The organism is Burkholderia sp. FERM BP-3421 (assembly GCF_028657905.1).
Classification (GTDB): Bacteria; Pseudomonadota; Gammaproteobacteria; order Burkholderiales; family Burkholderiaceae; genus Burkholderia.
Genome location: NZ_CP117781.1, coordinates 2605409 through 2623350, shown reverse-complemented (window position 1 = coordinate 2623350; position 17942 = coordinate 2605409). Strand labels below are relative to the sequence as shown.

Annotated in this window: 16 protein-coding genes and 3 pseudogenes; 7 read left to right on the top strand and 12 right to left on the bottom strand. The window is 68.2% G+C overall.

The genetic code is table 11. From position 1 onward, the window contains the following. The first annotated feature begins 34 nt into the window (after positions 1-34). Both Bsp3421_RS14465 and Bsp3421_RS14460 read left to right on the top strand, forming a co-directional pair. A complete protein-coding gene (locus Bsp3421_RS14465; protein ID WP_273996627.1) occupies positions 35-1615 on the top strand; it encodes a CHAD domain-containing protein in 1581 nt (526 codons plus the stop codon). Positions 1616-1649: 34 nt separating this feature from the next. Further along, positions 1650-2495: a TOBE domain-containing protein gene (locus Bsp3421_RS14460; RefSeq protein WP_273996626.1), complete on the top strand. Its 846-nt coding sequence runs from the start codon at positions 1650-1652 to the stop codon at positions 2493-2495. 528 nt (positions 2496-3023) lie between these two features. On the opposite strand, the gene Bsp3421_RS14455 is transcribed toward Bsp3421_RS14460, so the two are convergent. The 4 genes and pseudogenes from Bsp3421_RS14455 to Bsp3421_RS14440 all read right to left on the bottom strand — a co-directional run bounded on the left by Bsp3421_RS14455 (position 3024) and on the right by Bsp3421_RS14440 (position 6027). Continuing rightward, positions 3024-3725, bottom strand: coding sequence for an ATP-binding cassette domain-containing protein (locus Bsp3421_RS14455; RefSeq protein ID WP_273996625.1), 702 nt, complete (start codon positions 3723-3725; stop codon positions 3024-3026). Position 3726: 1 nt separating this feature from the next. Next, positions 3727-4401 (bottom strand): molybdate ABC transporter permease subunit, encoded by a 675-nt coding sequence (gene modB, locus Bsp3421_RS14450; RefSeq protein WP_273996624.1) that lies wholly within the window; start codon positions 4399-4401, stop codon positions 3727-3729. A gap of 10 nt (positions 4402-4411) precedes the next feature. Continuing rightward, positions 4412-5212 (bottom strand): molybdate ABC transporter substrate-binding protein, encoded by an 801-nt coding sequence (gene modA, locus Bsp3421_RS14445; protein ID WP_273996623.1) that lies wholly within the window; start codon positions 5210-5212, stop codon positions 4412-4414. 115 nt (positions 5213-5327) lie between these two features. Beyond that, positions 5328-6027, bottom strand: a pseudogene (locus Bsp3421_RS14440) (phosphatase PAP2 family protein). A gap of 280 nt (positions 6028-6307) precedes the next feature. On the opposite strand from Bsp3421_RS14440, the gene Bsp3421_RS14435 reads away from it, so the two are divergent. Both Bsp3421_RS14435 and Bsp3421_RS14430 read left to right on the top strand, forming a co-directional pair. Next, a complete protein-coding gene (locus tag Bsp3421_RS14435) occupies positions 6308-7336 on the top strand; it encodes an extracellular catalytic domain type 1 short-chain-length polyhydroxyalkanoate depolymerase (RefSeq protein WP_273996622.1) in 1029 nt (342 codons plus the stop codon). A gap of 96 nt (positions 7337-7432) precedes the next feature. Next, on the top strand, positions 7433-7609 hold the full coding sequence (locus Bsp3421_RS14430; RefSeq protein WP_252985265.1) for a DUF3563 family protein: 177 nt from the start codon (positions 7433-7435) through the stop codon (positions 7607-7609). A gap of 113 nt (positions 7610-7722) precedes the next feature. On the opposite strand, the gene Bsp3421_RS14425 is transcribed toward Bsp3421_RS14430, so the two are convergent. The 5 genes from Bsp3421_RS14425 to Bsp3421_RS14405 all read right to left on the bottom strand — a co-directional run bounded on the left by Bsp3421_RS14425 (position 7723) and on the right by Bsp3421_RS14405 (position 11168). Further along, complete coding sequence (locus Bsp3421_RS14425; protein ID WP_273996621.1) at positions 7723-8142, bottom strand: organic hydroperoxide resistance protein; 420 nt, start codon at positions 8140-8142, stop codon at positions 7723-7725. 142 nt (positions 8143-8284) lie between these two features. Then, positions 8285-8737 carry a MarR family winged helix-turn-helix transcriptional regulator gene (locus tag Bsp3421_RS14420; RefSeq protein ID WP_273996620.1) on the bottom strand — a complete coding sequence of 151 codons (453 nt, stop codon included), beginning with the start codon at positions 8735-8737 and terminating at the stop codon, positions 8285-8287. Between the two features lie 127 nt (positions 8738-8864). Further along, the gene (locus Bsp3421_RS14415; protein WP_273996619.1) at positions 8865-9671 is read right to left on the bottom strand and encodes a BPSS1780 family membrane protein; all 807 of its coding nucleotides are present in this window, start codon (positions 9669-9671) and stop codon (positions 8865-8867) included. Beyond that, the gene (locus Bsp3421_RS14410; RefSeq protein ID WP_273996617.1) at positions 9662-10657 is read right to left on the bottom strand and encodes a homoserine kinase; all 996 of its coding nucleotides are present in this window, start codon (positions 10655-10657) and stop codon (positions 9662-9664) included. The genes Bsp3421_RS14415 and Bsp3421_RS14410 overlap by 10 nt, the downstream gene beginning before the upstream one ends. A 112-nt stretch (positions 10658-10769) precedes the next feature. Beyond that, on the bottom strand, positions 10770-11168 hold the full coding sequence (locus Bsp3421_RS14405; RefSeq protein WP_273996615.1) for a hypothetical protein: 399 nt from the start codon (positions 11166-11168) through the stop codon (positions 10770-10772). 159 nt (positions 11169-11327) lie between these two features. Between Bsp3421_RS14405 and Bsp3421_RS14400 the strand changes: the two genes are divergently transcribed. Continuing rightward, the gene (locus Bsp3421_RS14400; protein WP_273996613.1) at positions 11328-12854 is read left to right on the top strand and encodes an AMP nucleosidase; all 1527 of its coding nucleotides are present in this window, start codon (positions 11328-11330) and stop codon (positions 12852-12854) included. Between the two features lie 246 nt (positions 12855-13100). Here the strand turns inward: Bsp3421_RS14400 and Bsp3421_RS14395 are convergent, their stop codons facing one another. The 3 genes and pseudogenes from Bsp3421_RS14395 to Bsp3421_RS14385 all read right to left on the bottom strand — a co-directional run bounded on the left by Bsp3421_RS14395 (position 13101) and on the right by Bsp3421_RS14385 (position 14687). Further along, positions 13101-13571: a GNAT family N-acetyltransferase gene (locus Bsp3421_RS14395; RefSeq protein ID WP_273996611.1), complete on the bottom strand. Its 471-nt coding sequence runs from the start codon at positions 13569-13571 to the stop codon at positions 13101-13103. Between the two features lie 332 nt (positions 13572-13903). After that, a complete protein-coding gene (locus Bsp3421_RS14390; RefSeq protein WP_273996609.1) occupies positions 13904-14209 on the bottom strand; it encodes a hypothetical protein in 306 nt (101 codons plus the stop codon). After that, a pseudogene (locus tag Bsp3421_RS14385) lies at positions 14206-14687 on the bottom strand (DUF2778 domain-containing protein). The gene Bsp3421_RS14390 and the pseudogene Bsp3421_RS14385 overlap by 4 nt, the downstream one beginning before the upstream one ends. Before the next feature lie 558 nt (positions 14688-15245). Between Bsp3421_RS14385 and Bsp3421_RS14380 the strand changes: the two are divergent. Together Bsp3421_RS14380 and Bsp3421_RS14375 are read left to right on the top strand one after the other, a co-directional pair. After that, positions 15246-15441, top strand: a pseudogene (locus tag Bsp3421_RS14380) (helix-turn-helix domain-containing protein); the annotation flags it as partial. Between the two features lie 310 nt (positions 15442-15751). Continuing rightward, positions 15752-17902, top strand: coding sequence for an FUSC family protein (locus tag Bsp3421_RS14375; protein WP_273996607.1), 2151 nt, complete (start codon positions 15752-15754; stop codon positions 17900-17902). Positions 17903-17942: the final 40 nt, after the last annotated feature.

The window sequence follows — 17942 nt, the reverse complement described above, 5'->3', positions numbered from 1 at the left end:
GCGCCCGCCCGGGCGCGCCGATCGCGGAGGGGCCATGTCGCGCGTGCTGGAGATCGTGCTGGGATTTCCGTTGCAACACTGGCCGGCGAACGCCGGCGTCCGCGGGCGTGCGGCCCGCGATTTCGGCGCGGAACTGGTGCGCGCGTGGCGGATCTGTCCGCAGGTGAAGATGCGGCGCGGCGCCGAGCGCATCTCGATCGCGCCCTGCCGGATGCCCGAGGCGGAGCCCGGCGCGCCGGGCTGCTGGTGGACCTGGATCGAAACCACCGACCAGGGCCGATATGTGCTCGCCGCGCGTGCGCGTGCATTTGCGCCCGGCGTTGCGATCCGCGAGCGCTTCGATGAACGGCACGCCGAACTGCCGGTTGCGCCGCCTCCAACCGATTCCTCCGACCACGCCGGCGCGCCGGCGGCCACGCTCGTCAGCATGCGTCGACGTGGCCGCTGGCAGGACGAGGACGGCCTTGTGATCGAGTTGACGCTCGACGATCTCACCCAGCCCGACGCCGACGGCGCGTTGCGTTTTTGCGAGTTGCGCGCGGCCGTCGCGGACGCCGACGACGACACCCGGCGCGCGGCGGCGCTGCGCGCGCTGTTCCGTGCGGTGCGGGAGTTGAGCGGTGCGTGGCCCGCCTTCCCGCTGCTGACGGGCGCACTCGATCGCGCATGTCAGGGGATGGCGCTGGATGCGCGCGCCGAGCCCGTGAAAACCTCGCGCGTCGATCTGACCGGGCTGCGCACGCAGCGCGCGGCATTGTTTGCGCTGGGCGGCAACGTGACCGCGCAGTGGTTCGCGAACGAAGCCGGCGCGCGCGACACCGGCGATCCGGAATACGTGCACCAGATGCGGGTGGCGTTGCGCCGCCTGCGCACGCTGATGCGTTTGTTTCCGCATTTCGCCGATGGCGCGTGGAAGCACGCGTTCGCGGGTGAGCTGGGCTGGCTGGGCGGCCTGCTCGGCGCGGTGCGCGACTGGGATGTCTGCGGTGCCTCGACGCTGCCGGCGCTGGCGGCGGCGGACAGCGATCCCGACGCGTGGAGCGCGACACTCGCCGCCGCGCACGCGCATGGCGCGGCGGCGCGCACCGAGTTGCGTCAGGCGCTTGGCTCGGCGCGTTACGCGGGGCTCGCGCTGTCCTGGCTCGAATGGCTGTGCGGGCTCGGCGCGCCGGAGGCGAGTGCCGAGGAGGCGTCGCCCACACGCGGCGCGGACCGCGCGTTGCCCTCGCTCAAGCGCCATGCGGCGAAGCGCGTGAGCCGGCTGTTCGGGCATCTGTACGGCGCGCCGAAACTCACGGCGCTCGATGCGGCCGCGCGGCACCAGGTGCGGATCGATGCGAAGCGGCTGCGTTACGCGCTGGAGTTCTTCGCCTCGCTGGCGTCGCGCCGCACGCGCGGCGAGACGACGCGCGTGCTTGCGCGCGTCCAGAGCGTGCTCGGCGACGCGAACGACGCGGCCGTCGCGCTGCGCTGCCTCGAACGGCTGGCGGCGCCTGCTTATCAGCTGGGGTTCGCGCGCGGCTATGGCGCGGCCGCGCAGCGGCACGCGGCGCGCGAGGCCGAGGGCTTGTTGCGCGAGCTGCGCACACCGAAGATCGGCGGGCGCACGGCTTGACTATAATGAGTTTCCCCGCCGCCGCCTCGCTGTCATGACCGATCCCACCCCCTTGCCGTCATCGGCTTCCGCTCGCGAACCGCTCGCGCTGCGCGGCGAACTGTGGCTGCACGCGGGCGCGCACACACTCGGCGGCGCGGCGCGCATCGCGCTCCTCGCCGCGATCGGCGAGACCGGCTCGATCACGCGTGCGGCGAAGGCGGTCGGCCTCAGCTACAAGGGGGCCTGGGATGCGATCGACACGATGAATAATCTGGCCGGCGAGCCGCTCGTGCTGCGCTCGACGGGCGGCAAGGGCGGCGGCGGCACGGTGCTGACGCCGCGCGCGATCGAGCTGATCGATGCGTTTCGCGTGATCGAGCGCGAGCATCGCCGGTTTGTCGAGGCCGCGAGCGCGGCGGTGGCAGGTTTTGCGGTCAACTGGGAACTCATCGGGAGAATTGGCATGAAGACAAGCGCACGCAACCAGTTGCTCGGCGAGGTCGCGTCGATCAAGCATGGGGCGGTAAACGACGAAGTCACGCTGGCGTTGCCGGGCGGCCAGACGATCGTCGCCGTCGTGACGCACGAGAGCACGGAGGCGCTGGGTCTCGCGGTCGGCGGGCAGGCTTGCGCGCTCGTCAAGGCGTCGTGGGTGATTCTGGCGACGGAGGACGACGGCGCGCCGTTGCGGCTGTCGACCCGCAATCAGCTGCGCGGCGTGGTGAGCGACGTGAAGCGGGGCGCGGTCAACAGCGAGGTGCTGCTGGCGCTCGACGGCGGCGTGACGCTTGCGGCGATCGTGACCAACGAAAGCGTCGATGCGCTCGCGCTCGCGAAGGGCGTGAAAGCGCTCGCGGCGTTCAAGGCGTCGAGCGTGATCCTGGCGGTGAACGGCTGACGCGCGAGCGTGGCCCGCGTCAGGCGGGCTGATGGTTTGGCGAACCCCGCGCTGTTCTCAGTGCGGGGTTTTGTTTTTCGAGGGCGCCTGGCGGGCGGGGATCGATCGAAGCGTTCGATGAAGACATGGGCGCGGCCCGCGCCGTTCTTCGATGCTCCAGCGCAAGCGCCTCGCCGATACGGGACTGTGATCGATGCGCTTGAGCGCGCGATGGAGGCGTCGGCTCACGCGATCCCGAGCGCGCAGCCGATGCCATTTGAAATCTGCCGTTGCAATGACATGCGCTTGCCGCTCGTGCGGGCCCGCGGTTCGAGATTGCCGGGCGTGGCGTGTGAGCACTCCGGCTCGGTTGGCAGAGATCTGGCGCGCTCCGCGCAGCGTTCTCCGTATCCGCTGTTGCGGCGATCCGCGCGGGCCGCTCATTCGGGCAGCGCGCAGCGTGGACAGATAGCGTCGAACGCTCCTGTCACACGGACCGGAACCGAAGCGGCCTCACCCCCGCCCCCGCATGTCCGGCCCGGCGCGGCCTCAGCGCACGCTCGCCACCCATTCCGCCAGCGGTGCCCCGGGCTGCACGCGGCCGTCGTGCAGGCGCACGACCTCGTCGCCGAACGCGGCGACGTCGTCGGGGTCGTGCGTGATCAGCACCATCGGAATGTCGAGGCGCGCCTGCAGGTCGGCGAGTTCGCGGCGCATGCGCTGGCGCATCGCGACGTCGAGCGCGGAGAACGGCTCGTCGAGCAGCAGGATGCGCGGCTGCGCGATCAGCGCGCGCGCGAGCGCGACGCGCTGCTTTTGTCCGCCCGACAACTGCGCGGGGAAATGGCCCGCGAGCGCTTCGAGCTCGAAGGCGCGCAACCAGTACGCGACCTCGGGCGGCAACGCATTCGCGCGCGGATTGCGCCAGCCGCGCCGCAGGCCGAACGCGAGGTTCTGGCGCACGTTCAGGTGCGGAAACAGCGCGTAGTCCTGGAACAGGTAGGCGACGCGCCGCGCCTGCGTCGGCACGTCGATGCCGCGCGCCGAATCGAACAGCGCCTCGCCGTTCAGCGAGATGCTGCCCTGCTCCGGCGTGAGCAGCCCGGCGATCGCCTGCAGCGTCAGGCTCTTGCCCGCGCCGGACGGCCCGAACAGCACGATGCGCTGGGCGTTCGACGCGAACGCGACGTCGAGCGCGAATTGGCGCTCGGGCGTCGCATAGGTCTTGCGGATGTCGACGACGAGGCTCATGTCAGCGGGCCCCGAGCAGCGCGCGCTGCGGCACGAGCCGGCCGGCGATGAGCAGGATCAGCACGCAGGTGACCGAGGTGACGAGCACGAGGAAGTTCGCGGTGTTGTCGTCGCCGGCCTGCACGGCCGCGTAGACCGCGACCGACAGCGTCTGGGTGCGTCCGGGCAGGTTGCCGGCGATCATCAGCGTCGCGCCGAATTCGCCGAGCGCCCGCGCGAACGCGAGCAGCGCGCCCGCGAGGATGCCGCGCGCGGCGAGCGGCAGCGTGACCCGGAAGAAGATGCCGGCTTCGCTGACGCCGAGCGTGCGCGCGGCGCGTTCGAGCTGCGGATCGACCGATTCGAAGGCCGCGCGCGCCGACTTCAGGATCAGCGGGAACGCGACCACCATCGACGCGATCACCGCGCCCTGCCAGGTGAATACCAGCTGGATGCCGAGCTGGTCGAGCCATGCGCCGATCACGCCGCGCCGGCCGAGCAGCACCAGCAGGTAGTAGCCGAGCACGGTCGGCGGCAGGACGAGCGGCAGCGTCAGCAGGGAGTCGACCACGTCGCGCGCAGGCGAGCGCCAGCGCGCGAGCGCATAGCCGGCGGCGACGCCGAGCACGATGTCGAGCGCCGTCGCCCAGCCCGCGACCTTCAGCGACAGCAGCAGCGGGATCCACGCGTCATGCATGACGAACCGCCTAGTTCGCCGTTGCGGCCGGCTTGAAGCCGTACTTCGCCAGCACCGCCTGGCCCGCCGGCGACAGCACGAAATCGACGAAGCCCTTCGCATCGGCCGCGCGCCGGCTGTCCTTCACGACCGCGATCGGATAGGTGATCGGCGTCTGGGTGGGCACCGTCAGCGCGACCTTCACGCGCTCGGGCATCACGGCCGCATCGGTGCCGAACACGAAGCCCGCGTCGACTTCGCCGCGCGCGACATAGTCGAGGCTCTGCCGCACGTTGGCGGCGAGCACGCCCTTCGGGCTCACGTCGTTCCACACGCCGGCCGCCTTCAGCGCGCCTTCCGTATACCGGCCGACCGGCACGGACGCCGGGTCGCCGTAGGCGACGTGCTTCACGCCGGCCGCCGTCAGGTCGCGCAGCGAGGCGAAGCGCGCCGGGCTGTCGGCGGGCACGATCAGCACCAGCGAATTCGCGGCGAAGTCGCGCCGCGTGCCGGTCGCGATCACGTTCTCGCCGACCGCGCGATCCATCGCCTTCTGGTCGGCGGACGCGAACACGTCCGCGGGCGCGCCCTTCGCGATCTGCTGCATCAGCACGTCGGACGCGCCGAAATTGAACAGCACGTGGGTGCCCGGATGCTGCTTCTCGTAGGCGTCGCCGACTGCCTTGAATGCGTTGGTCAGGCTGGCCGCGGCGGACACGACCAGTTCGTCGGCGGCGCGGGCCGCCGGCTGGACGGCGGCGAACCCGGCCGCGAGCGCGGCGAGCGAAAGCGTGCGGACGAACAGGCGGCGGGTGAAGCGGGCTGCGGACATGGCGGTGGCGCTCGTGTGGAGGAAAAACGTAATCGTAATATAGGGTGGGTAATAACGCTCGACATACCGGTCATCCGGCGGCGCGCATGACGGCCCGGCGCGCGCGGGGCGGGGCTCAGGCGTGACGGGGGGCGGGCGTGTCGAGAGTTTGCTGCTGGGAGGCGGGCCGCGCGGCGGGGCGATAGTTCGGGTTCGCCTTCCAGCGCGCGCGGACATACGGACGCTCGTGTCCGGACAGTTGCAGCGCGACCTGGGTGACCCAGCGGTGCGACGGCACGGTGACGCCGTGCAGCGCGAGGGTCACGAGCACGAGGCTGACCGCCACGGCGGACGCTGACCAGCGGTGCGGCTGCGCCTGCCAGGAGCCGATAATGAAGGTCAGGGCGGCGAGCGCGCCGATGATGCAGCCGGTGACCGCCTCGGAGGGGGGAATGCGCGTCGAGCACGACGCGTGACAGCCCGACCGCGACGCCCGCGGCGAGGCCGAGCGCGACGCCTGCGATGCGTACCGGCGTGCGGGTGTGGAAGAGCATCAGGAACAGCGCGACCGGATAGACCGAGGTGGACAGCATCGCATGGCCGCTGAAGCCGGTGAAATCCCAGGCGCGCACGCCGATGCCCCAGCCGAGGAAGGCGATCTTGGTCAGCGCGACCACGCCGATCGCGGCGCCCAGCACGGCGAGCCAGGCCGCTGCGCGGCGCAGCGAGTAGCCGAGCGCGAGCCAAAGGGCGATCGTGACGGCGAGCGGCAGCGTGAGGCCCGCGCCACCGAGCGCGGTGATCGAGATCCACAGACGAGGCGGCAGGTCGTACATCAGGGGGTGACGGAGGCAGGAGGGGGGAAATGCTTGATCAACGCGCGAGCCGGGCACAGCGACGACAACGAATAATCCAAGCAACCAGCCTTCAGTATACAGGGGGGCGCGTTCAGGATTCCGATAGTTCGCCTGGAGAACTTTGGGGGCGTCGGAAAGTTTCCGCAAAGCATGCTATTGTGCGTTGCACAAATTCACCTTGGCGCGTCCCGGCGCGTCCCTTTCGACTGTGAGCCTCGATCGATGACCAAAAAGTCTGACGAAACTCTGGCTGGGCGGGATGAAACGCATGCTTCACCTGCCGCCCCAGCCCGGCCAGCAAGCGGGCGCGCTGTGGCCCGCCGCGGCATCCGTCGCGCCGCGCGAATCGCGCGTGCGCCCACGCGCCGCCGCGTGGGCGGGCGGCGACTGGCTGCGCGCAGAACATCCGCTGCCGCCCATGCTCGGCCGCTTCGTCCAACACCTGTCCTACGGCCTGTACGTGCCGCCGGGCGAGGTCGATGGCCCACGTCCGCTGGTGGTGATGCTGCATGGCTGCAAGCAGGACATCGACCAGTTCGCCCAGGGCACCCGCATGAACCTGCTGGCCGACCGCCACGGTTTCGCGGTGCTCTATCCGGAGCAGGATCCGCGCGTGCATCCGCACCGCTGCTGGCACTGGTACGACGACAGCGAGCGCGGCGGCCGGGGCGAGGCGCGCGCCGTCGCCGATCTGGTCGACGGGCTGGTCGCCGAACACGGTTTCGATCCGGCGCGGGTCTACGTCGCGGGGCTGTCGGCGGGCGCGGGGCTCGCGACGCTGCTGGCGCTCTACTATCCGCACCGCTTCGCCGCGGTGGCGCTGCACTCCGGTCCGGCGTTCGGCGAGGCGCAGTCGGGCATCACGGCGATGGACGTGATGCGGCGCGGGCTGCATCAGAACCCGGCCGCGGCCGTCGATGCGCTGGTCGAGCCGGGCGCGTATCCGGGCATGCCGGCGCTGATCGTCCACGGCGACGACGATCGCGTGGTGGTGCCGCAGAACGCCGACCAGCTCGCGGTCGAATTCCTGCGGCTGAACGGGCTGGCCGACGCACAGGGCAGCCTGCGCGGCGCGTCTCGGGTCGAGACCCGCGACGACCGGATGGACACGCTCGAGTACCGCAAGGGCGCGCGGACGGTGGTCCGGCTGTGCCGCGTCAAGGGCCTCGGCCACGCCTGGGCGGGCGGCGACGACACCGTTCCGTTCCACGCGGCGATCGGGCCGGACGCGAGCGCGCTGATCTGGTCGTTCTTCGCGGCGAGCGCGCGCGACGTTGTCGTGTTGTAGCGACACGCGGACACAGGGCGCTGGCACTCGATCAGGGTTTTCCCTATAATGCGGGTAAATACCTAAGAGAAATCCCTTGGATTGGAGAAACCGATCATGTATCTGCTGAGCCGCCTGTTTCTGTTCCTGACGAAGTCGTCCGAGCAGATCGCAAAGGAGCGTGTCGATGCCTACCTGGCCGACGCCACCGATCTGTACGACCTCGAATTCCGCATGCGCAAGCTCGACCGCGAGACCGCGATGAGCCAGCCGTCGTGGATGACCGCACGCTAAGCGTTTAGTAAATTTATACGCATAAAGTTAAAAAAGGCCTGCCGGCGCTAAAGCCGGCAGGCCTTTTTGCTTTTCGCGCGCCCAGCCCGTGGGCCGGGCCGGCGCGCTGAGGCTCAGGCCACCACGAGGCGCACCGCGACGTTGTTGCGGGTGGCGTTCGAGTACGGGCAGACCTGATGCGCCTTGTCGACCAGCGCCTGGGCGGCGGCCGTGTCGAAGCCCGGCAGCGCGATGCGCAGTTCCACGTCGAGCGCGAAGCCGCCGTGATCGTTCGGGCCGATGCCGACCTGGGCCGTGACCGTCGTGTCGGCCGGCAGCGCCTGCTTGTTCTGGCCCGCGACGAACTTCATGGCGCTCAGGAAGCACGCGGAATAGCCGGCGGCGAACAGCTGCTCGGGATTCGTGCCTTCCGCGCCCGTGCCGCCCAGTTCGCGCGGCGCCGCGAGCTTCACATCCAGCTTGTTGTCGACGGAGACGGCGCGGCCATCGCGGCCGCCGGTGCTGGTAGCGCTCGTCTTGTAAAGGATGTTCATGGTGCGACTCCTGACTAGAATAGATTGGAAAGGCGGCTCGGCGGAGAAGGATGCGTCGGCCACGGGATGAAATATAGTTCGATAATGATTAGTGTGCAAATTAAATTTTCGCTATCGAGGCGATAGCGGGATCGGATGGGGTTCAGTCCGGCAGGTTGTCGGCGAGCGCGCTGCGCAGCTGCGTCAGGTCGGCGCGCAGCCGGACCAGGAACTCGGGCGTTTGCCGCATCGCGCAGAACAGGTCGGCGGGCACCGAGCGGGCCTTGTCGCGCAGCGCCGCGCCCTCGGCGGTGAGGCGCGCGTGAACCACCCGCTCGTCGAGCGTGCCGCGCACCCGCTCGATGTAGCCCAGCGCCTCGAGGCGCTTGAGCAGCGGTGTGACGGTGGCGGGATCCAGGCTGAGCCGTGCCGCGATGTCCTTGACCGCCATGTCGTCGGTCTCCCACAGCACCAGCATCGTCAGGTATTGCGGATAGGTGAGCGCGAGCTTGTCGAGGAGCGGCTTGTACGCCTTCGTCATCGCGAGCGAGGTCGAGTACAGCGCGAAGCAGAGCTGTTCGTCGAGCGTTTGCGGCAGGGTGGGCAGGGCGTCCATGATGGCTGCGGGTGCAAAAGATTAGCGTGCAAATGATTCTGCGCCGAAATGTGACGAATGGCGAGCGGCGGAAAATCGGGGGAAGGATCGAGCGGCCGCGCGCGACGGGGCGCGCGGCCGCGGGGGATCAGCGGGAGGTGGGCAGGGTCGGCGCGTCGGGCTCCTGGACGCCGAAGCAGCCGCGATACGTCGCGTAGAACGAGCAGTAGAGCATCGAGGTGATGATGATGGTGGCGGGCATCATCACCGTCAGCGCGTAGGCGCCGGCGCCGATCGCCTGCATCAGCGCGGCGATGCCGAACGACACGCCGAGCGCGACCGCGAACCACAGCAGCCCGTAGAGCGTGAACGCGCCGCGGTTGCGCCAGCAGCTCACGACGCTGAAGAACAGCGCCTTGACGGGCGGGATGTCGTGCCACGCGGTCAGCACCGGCGCGAACCAGAACATCATCGCGACGGGCATGTACAGCGTCGCGGCGACGAGCAGCGCGACCAGCAGGCCCGGCGACGCGAGCGTTTCCGGATCCGGGTTGGCGCCGCCGAGGCCGAACATGACCTTGAGCAGGGTGCCGCCGTCGCCGAGCGCCGACGCGGCGAACACGACCGCCATCGACACGATGTAGAGGCCGCCCAGCGTGAACAGCCGCTGCATGACTACGGGCCCGTACGAGCGGAAGCCGTCGACCAGGATGGTCGGCATCACCGGCTTGCCGGCGATCGTGTCGCGGCACGCGGCCATGAAGCCGACCGCGATGCCGGGGATGAACAGCAGCGGCAGCGCCGCGCCGATCACCGGCACGAGCGACACCAGCATCATCGCGAGCAGGTAGGTGAAGAACAGCGTGATGAACGCGAGCGGATTGCGGCGGAACAGCCAGATACCCTGGCGGAACCATACGTAGCCGGTCTTGGCGGGAACTTCGATCAGTTGCATTGAGGAATCTCGGGGAGCGCGCTGGCGTGCGCGATGCGCTCAAGCAGGATGCGCTCGAAATGGCCCGGGTCGTGCGGCTTCAGCATTTCCGCGGCGCGGGGAAGGTGGAAATCATACAGGCGCGACACCCAGAAGCGGTAGGCGCCGGCCCGCAGCATGTCGTTCCAGTGGCGGCGCTCCTCGGCCGTGAACGGGCGCACCGTCTGGTACGCACGCAGCAGCGCGTCGGCGCGTGCGTGATCGAGCGCGCCCGTGGCGAGGTCGACGCACCAGTCGTTGACCGTCACCGCGACGTCGAACAGCCACTTGTCGCAGCCGGCGAAATAGAAATCGAAGAAGCCGCCGAGCCGCACCGTATGGCCGGTGCCGGGCGCCGCGGGCGTGAACAGCACGTTGTCGCGGAACAGGTCGCAGTGGCATGGGCCTTCCGGCAGCGCGGCGTAATCGGCCGACGCGAAGAACGCGGCCTGGTGCGCCAGCTCGCCCGCGAGCAGCGCGCGCTGCGCGTCGCTCACGAAGGGCGCGACGGTGGGCACGGTGTCGCGCCACCAGGACAGGCTGCGCAGGTTCGGCTGACGGCGCGGATAGCCGCGGCCGGCGAGGTGCATGCGCGCGAGCATCTGGCCGACCTCGACGCAGTGCTCGACGCGCGGCGCCATGTCGGCCGCGCCCTCGAGTTTCGTGACGATCGCGGCCGGCTTGCCGTGCAGCGTGCCGAACAGCGTGCCGTCGTCGCGCGCGATGGGCGCCGGGACCGGGACGCCATGCCCGGACAGGTGGCTCATCAGGTCGATGTAGAACGGCAGCTGGGCGGCCGTCAGGTTCTCGAAGATCGTCAGCACGTACTCGCCGCGCGACGTCGTGAGGAAGAAATTGCTGTTCTCGATGCCGGACGGAATGCCGCGAAACGCGACGACGTCGCCGAGATCGTAATGGCGCATCCAGTGCGCGAGATCGGAGTCGGAAACAGCAGTGAAAACGGCCATGCAGGAAAGCGTCGGTTCGGGTTGGGCTGGCCGGCGGAGGCGCCGGCGCAGCGAAAGGACGGCTGAGGCGCGCGGTCGACCGCGCGCCGCGGCCGCCGGCGGGCGGCGACGCTCAGTAGCGCAGGTTGACCGACGGCAGGCGCGTGATCGGCACGCCGGCGTCATGCGGGCGCGGCGAGGTGTCCGGCGAGGCGGTCATCTGGTAGCGCGTGCCGAAGTTCGATTTCACGTTGATCTCGACCGGCTTGCCGCGGTCGCGATACTCGGTGATCTCGGTGCCGCTCTTGCTCTTCTCGTGGAAGCTCGGCGTACGCTGGATGTCGTTGAAGTCGACCTTCGACGTGACCTCCGCGCCGGGGCGGTTGATCTTCGTGAGGTCGGGCAGGCCGGCGGCCTCGTTGGCTGCGGCCTGGGCCTGAGCGTCGGCGCTCGGCTGCGCGGCGTTGGCCGCGTGCGCGACGCCGCCGAGGGCGAGAGCCGCGAGTGCGGCGGCGAAAAGGAGCGGCTTCATCGTGATTCTCCTAGGGAACCGTGCAATTCTAACAAATCCCGGCCGTCCGCCGGGGCTCGTGGGGCTTCGCGTGCGGCCTTGCGGGCGCCGGGGGCATCGGTTGCGCGGCCGGATTTCCGTGGTAATGTCGGTTGGATCTGAAGAGGATCCGAGCGAATCATGAAGAACGACCTGAACCGCCGCTCCCGGACGCTGCCCCCCGAGAGCCCGCCCGTCGAGTCCTTCGACGATCCGAACGCCGCCGTCGCCCGCCTGGCGGCGATCTACGAGGCGAACACCGCCTTCCTGCGCGACGCGTTCGCGCGCTATCGCCGCAACGAAGTGTTCAACGAGCACGTGCGCGCGTGCTATCCGTTCCTGCGGGTCCGCACCGATGTCAACACGAACGTCGATTCGCGCCGCTCGTACGGCTTCGTCGCCGGCCCGGGCGTGTTCGAGACGACCGTCACGCGTCCCGACCTGTTCTCCAGCTATTACCGCGAGCAGTTGCGGCTGCTGGCGAAGAATCATCATGGGCAGATCGAGGTCGGCGTGTCGCAGCAGCCGATTCCGATTCATTTCGCGTTCCCCGAGGGGATCCACCTCGAGGGCGATCTCGACCGCGACCGGCTGCTCGCGATGCGCGACGTGTTCGACACGCCGGATCTCGCCTACCTCGACGACCGGATCGTCAACGGCACGTACGAGCCGGCGCCGGGCGAGCCGTATCCGCTTGCGCTGTTCACGGGCGCGCGCGTCGATTTCTCGCTGCACCGGCTGCGCCACTACACGGCGACCTTGCCCACGCATTTCCAGAACTATGTGCTGTACACGAACTACCAGTTCTACATCGACGAGTTCGTGAAGCTCGGCCGCACGCTGATGTCGGCGAGCGACGATCCGGAGGTGCGCGCGTACCGCAGCGAATACACGTCGTTCGTCGAACCGGGCGACGTGATCACGCACAACGCGAACCTCGGCGACGAGGCGACCGAAGGCACGCCGCCGCCGCGGCTGCCGCAGATGCCCGCGTATCACCTGAAGCGCGCGGACGGCAGCGGCATCACGATGGTCAACATCGGCGTGGGGCCGTCGAATGCGAAGACGATCACCGACCACATCGCGGTGCTGCGCCCGCATGCGTGGGTGATGCTCGGCCACTGCGCGGGCCTGCGCAACACCCAGCGGCTCGGCGACTACGTGCTGGCGCATGGTTACGTGCGCGAGGACCACGTGCTCGACGACGACTTGCCGCTGTGGGTGCCGGTCCCGGCGCTCGCGGAAGTGCAGGTGGCGCTCGAGCGCGCGGTTGCGCAGGTCACGCAGCTGGAGGGCGTGGAGCTGAAGCGGGTGATGCGCACGGGCACGGTCGCGAGCGTCGACAACCGCAACTGGGAGCTGCGCGATCATCGCGAGCCGGTGCAGCGCCTGTCGCAGAGCCGCGCGATCGCGCTCGACATGGAAAGCGCGACGATCGCCGCGAACGGGTTCCGGTTCCGCGTGCCGTACGGTACGCTGCTGTGCGTGTCGGACAAGCCGCTGCACGGGGAGCTGAAGCTGCCGGGGATGGCCGATCAGTTCTATCGCGCGCAGGTCGACCAGCATCTGCAGATCGGGGTGCGGGCGATGGAGATCCTGCGCACCAATGGGCTGGAGCGGTTGCATAGCCGCAAGCTGCGGAGCTTCGCGGAAGTGGCGTTTCAGTAACGAACTTTTGTCGTATAAGGCTCCCCGGATGGTTCGGGGAGCCCTCGCGCTCACTATGAGCGTTGGTGTCTAACTTGCGTGTCTCTGGAACGGGCTGGACGCGTTCTATTTCGCGAGATTTCGTGTAGTGCGCCGCGATGCAGCGTTTTTTTGGTTATTCAGCGCAGGAAAAGAAATTCGCGTGGTCAGCCGCGTGGGGTCACATACGATTGGCGCCAATCATCGTATGACTCCCGTTTCAACGTTTCATCTAGTCGGCTCATTTGCAGAGTGGTCAGTCGCCTTAAAACGCATCTGAACGACCTCAAAGGGAAGGCCATCCTCTTCCTCTGCCTGCCGAGTAACTTCCTCGAACCCCAGCCGTTGATAAAAGGCATGCGCATCAAGGTTAAGGGCGTAGACCTCCAATTTCAGCTCACCTTTGAGATTGAGTGCATGCGCAACCAGTGCCCGGCCAATACCACTCCCCTGCATAGCTGGGTCTACGAATAGCCCCCCAATAAACGTATCTATTAGCGCTATGAATCCAACGGGCTTGCCATTCTGACAAGCCACCCAAGTTTCCGATCTTGGCAAGTAGGTGTCTTCGATTAGCGTCCTCTGCTCACGAAGTCGCTGCTCGCCAAGAAAGGCATGCACTCGACTGGAGGCGCCAAACCAAATTTCTGATAATTTTTTAATATCCGAGGTCTCGTAAGCACGGATCTGCACTTCCATGGCATTCACTATGCTCAGTCCATGTTCGGTGACGCGGATGTCGAGCCGCTACGATGACGCCCAGCGGGCCATTTCAAGCGATCTATACCAAGCCCCTCGTTCGATTGTACTTGCTCCACTTGGACACGCAGCATCCGAGTACAGCGACTCTTACGCAAGGGCGTCGTCAATGGATCACATACGCTGTAAATGGACCGACCGCACGATGGGCAACACGACGGTTGCCGCGAACGATAGAGTGTGGACCACGTTTCAAGGCACCCAAAAACGACGGTGAGGCGTCGTACTTCGTGCATTTCATCTTCGAGCCCGGCCACGTTGACAGAACGGTATTACCTGTTGCGGGGCGATTTCGCCGCGCCCGGTTTCCTGGATCGATCCCGGACCCGGGAGAACCCGCTCACCAGGACGGATGAGGTGACGAGTGCGATGACGAAACTCACGAGCAGCAGGGAACCGAACAGGTAGTCGTCGTTCTGCTCACCACCTTCCGAGCCGAGTGCCCGAAAGAGCGACCCCACGGTATCCCATCCGGAGCCGGAATTGAACCAGTGAGCCAGCGCTGGAATTGCCGTGATGCCGGCGTAGATAGGCATCGTGAGCGCGAGGGCGAGCAGGGTGCGAGCAATCGGTTTCATCGGACCGTCACCCGGCCATAGGCCTTCAGCGTGGTCCCCGGCACCTGGAAAGTCGGCTGGGCCCTGAGGAACGTACGCAACTTGTCGAACTGTGCGGGGCTTGTGAGCGTGATACATCCGTCGCTTTCTCGGAAGCGGCCGACCGGATGCAGTCGGAAGTGCGCCCGACGGATGCCGTTCACAATCGTTTCGTCGTCGATACGGCCATCGTTGCGGTAGAGAGCGAACCAGTCCGCGCGGTGCGTGTCGGCGCCGATATCTTTCACGGAATCCCAGAACCAGCCCATGTGCCCGCCGCTTTGGCGGTCGACGATGAATATGTTCCGGTCGGCAAGGGCCGCTTATCAGCGACAGCGGTTGAGCTGGGGTCGTTGGTGTACCTGCCGTTACCGGAGAAGGCCGCGACGCTACCGAAGCCGGGGCAGGTCAAAGTCGACAGGCTTCGATGATTCAAGACGAACGTGCATTCGACGGGCATCGGGGCTTCCTCGGTGCAAGTCTTTCGGGTGGATTGGCGTGTGCGGGCTCGGCAGAGCAGATTTCTGATGCGGCGATAGTGTTGCACTTTCCATCTTGCTCGGCTACCCGGATTGGTTAATCAGTCGCTGTGTAGGCGCAATCAAACGGGTCGTTCGACGCGCTGCTACCGCACTGAATGGAAGGGGCGAGAGCGACTGGTGGGTGGAGGTCCTCGACGTTCAGTAGCTACGCTATTCCGCGCGCGTTGGTTGTCCGGTAAGAAAGATTTTTCCGCGGGACGTCAGCGTACGTTCCGTTCGCATGTAGTAGGGCGCAAAAGCGTTTTCGCGCGACTGTCTTGGCAGCTTAGTGGAACTCAGGATGGTCGATTGCCGCAACGGCGAAGCCGGCCCTGGCGAGGTCGATGAGTATGTGATGGCTTGGTGGCGGGTGAGCCAAAAGCATTGGCTAACACTTGAGCCAGGAAGCTGGCGGCGATCTGAGTAGGTGGCTGCTCAATATTTTCACAAAGTGTTAGAGAAACGTGTCCGGGATGCGGGTTGTGATCGTGAATGAGGTTCGGGGTCGCACGGCGGATGGGGCGACGCCCGGGCGTGCGAGATGTGAACACCTCGGCTTGACCCAGGCCGAGGTGGCTCGGCGTCAGCCAGTCCGCCTATGCGCAGCAGGAAAACAGCGACAAATTGCGGGCGTCGTCGCGGGTGAAGATCGTGGCCGCGCTGGGCATTGGCGCGAATCAACTCGACTTCTGATCCGACGCGCGTGCATTCGGCGCAGACCAAGGTAAGGTGGACACGTCAGGTTCGGGCGGCGCCGCCCGACGGGCGGGGAGGGTGGAATAGCGGGCTTTAAGCCGGGCGGGTTGGTTAACCCATCAGGCGCGCAAGGGCTGAGCGCCACCCAGGCTCCTCTTCTGCCTGCCGATCGCGAACTTATTTATTTTCCGTAAGGGTTTTCCCTTAACATGACGCCAGCCCGGCCATCCGGTCCCCGCCGCGCCTCCCCGGCCGACCCGCTGCCGATGGAGCCTGCCGCCTTTCCAGTCCTATCATCGAACGCGTCATGTTTCACCACCTCCACCGCAGGATCCGGCAGACCGCCACCCGCTCGCTGAGAGGGTTCTATCTGTCCGCCGCCGCCTGGTCGCGCCGGCGGCCGGTGTGGATGGTGTCGTTCGCGCTCGGCGACGCCAGCCTGTCCGAAGGCCTGCGGGCCGCTTGCGCATCCACGGCGATGCTGGTCCTCGGCAACCTGCTGCACGAGCCCGAATTCGCATGGGCCGCGATCGGCGCGTTCTGGACCTGCCTGGCCGACGCCGCCGGCTCGAACCGCTCGCGCTTCGCATCGATGACGAGCTTCGCACTGCTGTCCACGCTATGCGGCACCCTGACCGCGTTCGCATCGGGCGCGGGCACCGTGGCGGCGGCGTGCGCCGTGCTGCTGTTCACGACGGCGGGCGCGTTCGGCCGCATCTGGGGCGCGGCCGCCGCCCAGGTCGCGATCCTGGCCGCCACCGCCTGCGTCGTGATGGTCGATCGGCCCATGCACGACTGGCGCGCAAGCCTGAGCTTCGTCGCGATCTATCTGGGCGGCTGCCTGTTCGCGATCGCGCTGAGCCTCACGGTCTGGCGCATCCATCCGTTTGCGCCCAGCCGCGCCGCCCTGCGCGCCGCCTATGCGCGGCTTGCCGACATCGCCGCGGACAGCGCGCGGCTCGTTCGCGCGCCCGCTTCGGGCGCGCGACACTGGGAACTGCATGCCGCGAAATTCCGCGCCGATGCGCGCACGGCGCTCGAGCGTGCGCGCAAGGTGCTGGCCGGCGTGCCGGCGGCGCGCGCCGATCAGCGCGACACCTACACGAATCTGCTGATCGCGCTGGCCGACGGCGAGCGCTGGTTCGCATATCTGATCGCGGTGACGGGCGCCTGCCAGCATGGGCTCGCCGATCCGCGCGCCACGCGGCGCGCCGCGCGCGCGCTCGACGGCTTTGCGGAGCGGCTGCGCCGCATCGGCGGCGCGCTCGACGATGCGCCCTGGGCGCGTCCGGTCGAAGCGCAGCGCCGCCTGCGCGGCCTTGCCCGGCAACTCGATGCGGCGCTGGGCGGCGCGTTGTCCGGGGCGACCGCGGCGGATCCTGCGCCGCCTGCACCGGTCCCGTCACCGGAGCCGGCCGCCGCGAGCTGGCGCGCCGGCCTGCGCGATGCGCTCGCGCGCGCCGGGGCGACGCTGCGCGCGAACCTGTCGTGGCAGTCGGTGGGGTTGCGGCATGCGCTGCGGGTCGGCGTCGCGACCACGACGGCGTTCCTGATCGTGCGGCTGCTCGGCGTGCCGTTCGGCTACTGGGCGACGATGGCGATCCTGTTGATCCTGCAACCGTCGATCGCGCTGACGTGGCCGCGCAGCGTCGAGCGCGCGGCGGGCAGCATCGTCGGCGGGCTGCTGGCCGCGCTGATCGGGCTGGCGATCCATTCGCCGCTCGGCATCTCGCTCGTCGTGTTTCCGCTCGTGTGCGCGACGATGGCGCTGCGGCCGGTCAGCTACAGCTTGTTCGTGCTGTTCCTGACGCCGACCTTCGTGCTGGTCGCCGATTTTGCCGTGCCCGGCGCGCGCGAATTCACCTACGCGCTGACCCGGCTCGGCAACAACGTGCTCGGCTGCGCGCTCGCGCTGCTCGCGACTTTCCTGTTGTGGCCGACGCGCGAGCGGATCGATCTGCGCGCGCGGCTCGACGACGCGGTGCGTGCGAATCTGCGTTATCTGGCCGATGCGCTGGCGCGATCGGGCGCGGTCGACGCGGATGCGGAGCAGGTGCGGCGCGCGGCCGGTCTCGCCAGCAACAACGCGGAAGAGGCGTTCAACCGGTTGCGGCTGGAGCGGCTCGACGATACGCGCTTCGACACCACCGCCTCGACGATCCTCGGCCTGCTGCGCCGGATGGCGGGCACGGCCGCGCATCTGCGCCTGAGCGAATACGGACAGCCGCGCGACGCGGCCTTGCTTGTCTGGCTCGCGGTGATGAGCCGCGAGATGGAGCTGCTGCTGCAACCGGATGGCGTATCGGCGCGTCACGCGCTGCCGCCGCGCGAGCGGCTGTCGCGGCTGGAGGTGGACGCGGTCGGGCAGATCGCGCTGCTGCAGCGTCTGCTCGTCGATCTGCGCGGCGACGCAGGCGCGCCCGACGCGGCGGAACCGCGCGCGCGACGGGCGGAGTAGATGCGCCCGCGCGGCGTCCGCGCGCCAAGGAAAAACGGGC

Coding starts and splice junctions, on each gene's coding strand:
- Bsp3421_RS14405 (WP_273996615.1), bottom strand. CDS start 11,168: ATGAAGCCGCTCCTTTTCGCCGCCGCACTCGCGGCTCTCGCCCTCGGC.
- Bsp3421_RS14375 (WP_273996607.1), top strand. CDS start 15,752: ATGTTTCACCACCTCCACCGCAGGATCCGGCAGACCGCCACCCGCTCG.
- Bsp3421_RS14395 (WP_273996611.1), bottom strand. CDS start 13,571: ATGGAAGTGCAGATCCGTGCTTACGAGACCTCGGATATTAAAAAATTA.
- Bsp3421_RS14430 (WP_252985265.1), top strand. CDS start 7,433: ATGTATCTGCTGAGCCGCCTGTTTCTGTTCCTGACGAAGTCGTCCGAG.
- modB (WP_273996624.1), bottom strand. CDS start 4,401: ATGCATGACGCGTGGATCCCGCTGCTGCTGTCGCTGAAGGTCGCGGGC.
- Bsp3421_RS14425 (WP_273996621.1), bottom strand. CDS start 8,142: ATGAACATCCTTTACAAGACGAGCGCTACCAGCACCGGCGGCCGCGAT.
- Bsp3421_RS14410 (WP_273996617.1), bottom strand. CDS start 10,657: ATGGCCGTTTTCACTGCTGTTTCCGACTCCGATCTCGCGCACTGGATG.
- modA (WP_273996623.1), bottom strand. CDS start 5,212: ATGTCCGCAGCCCGCTTCACCCGCCGCCTGTTCGTCCGCACGCTTTCG.
- Bsp3421_RS14390 (WP_273996609.1), bottom strand. CDS start 14,209: ATGAAACCGATTGCTCGCACCCTGCTCGCCCTCGCGCTCACGATGCCT.
- Bsp3421_RS14420 (WP_273996620.1), bottom strand. CDS start 8,737: ATGGACGCCCTGCCCACCCTGCCGCAAACGCTCGACGAACAGCTCTGC.
- Bsp3421_RS14460 (WP_273996626.1), top strand. CDS start 1,650: ATGACCGATCCCACCCCCTTGCCGTCATCGGCTTCCGCTCGCGAACCG.
- Bsp3421_RS14465 (WP_273996627.1), top strand. CDS start 35: ATGTCGCGCGTGCTGGAGATCGTGCTGGGATTTCCGTTGCAACACTGG.
- Bsp3421_RS14455 (WP_273996625.1), bottom strand. CDS start 3,725: ATGAGCCTCGTCGTCGACATCCGCAAGACCTATGCGACGCCCGAGCGC.
- Bsp3421_RS14435 (WP_273996622.1), top strand. CDS start 6,308: ATGAAACGCATGCTTCACCTGCCGCCCCAGCCCGGCCAGCAAGCGGGC.
- Bsp3421_RS14400 (WP_273996613.1), top strand. CDS start 11,328: ATGAAGAACGACCTGAACCGCCGCTCCCGGACGCTGCCCCCCGAGAGC.
- Bsp3421_RS14415 (WP_273996619.1), bottom strand. CDS start 9,671: ATGCAACTGATCGAAGTTCCCGCCAAGACCGGCTACGTATGGTTCCGC.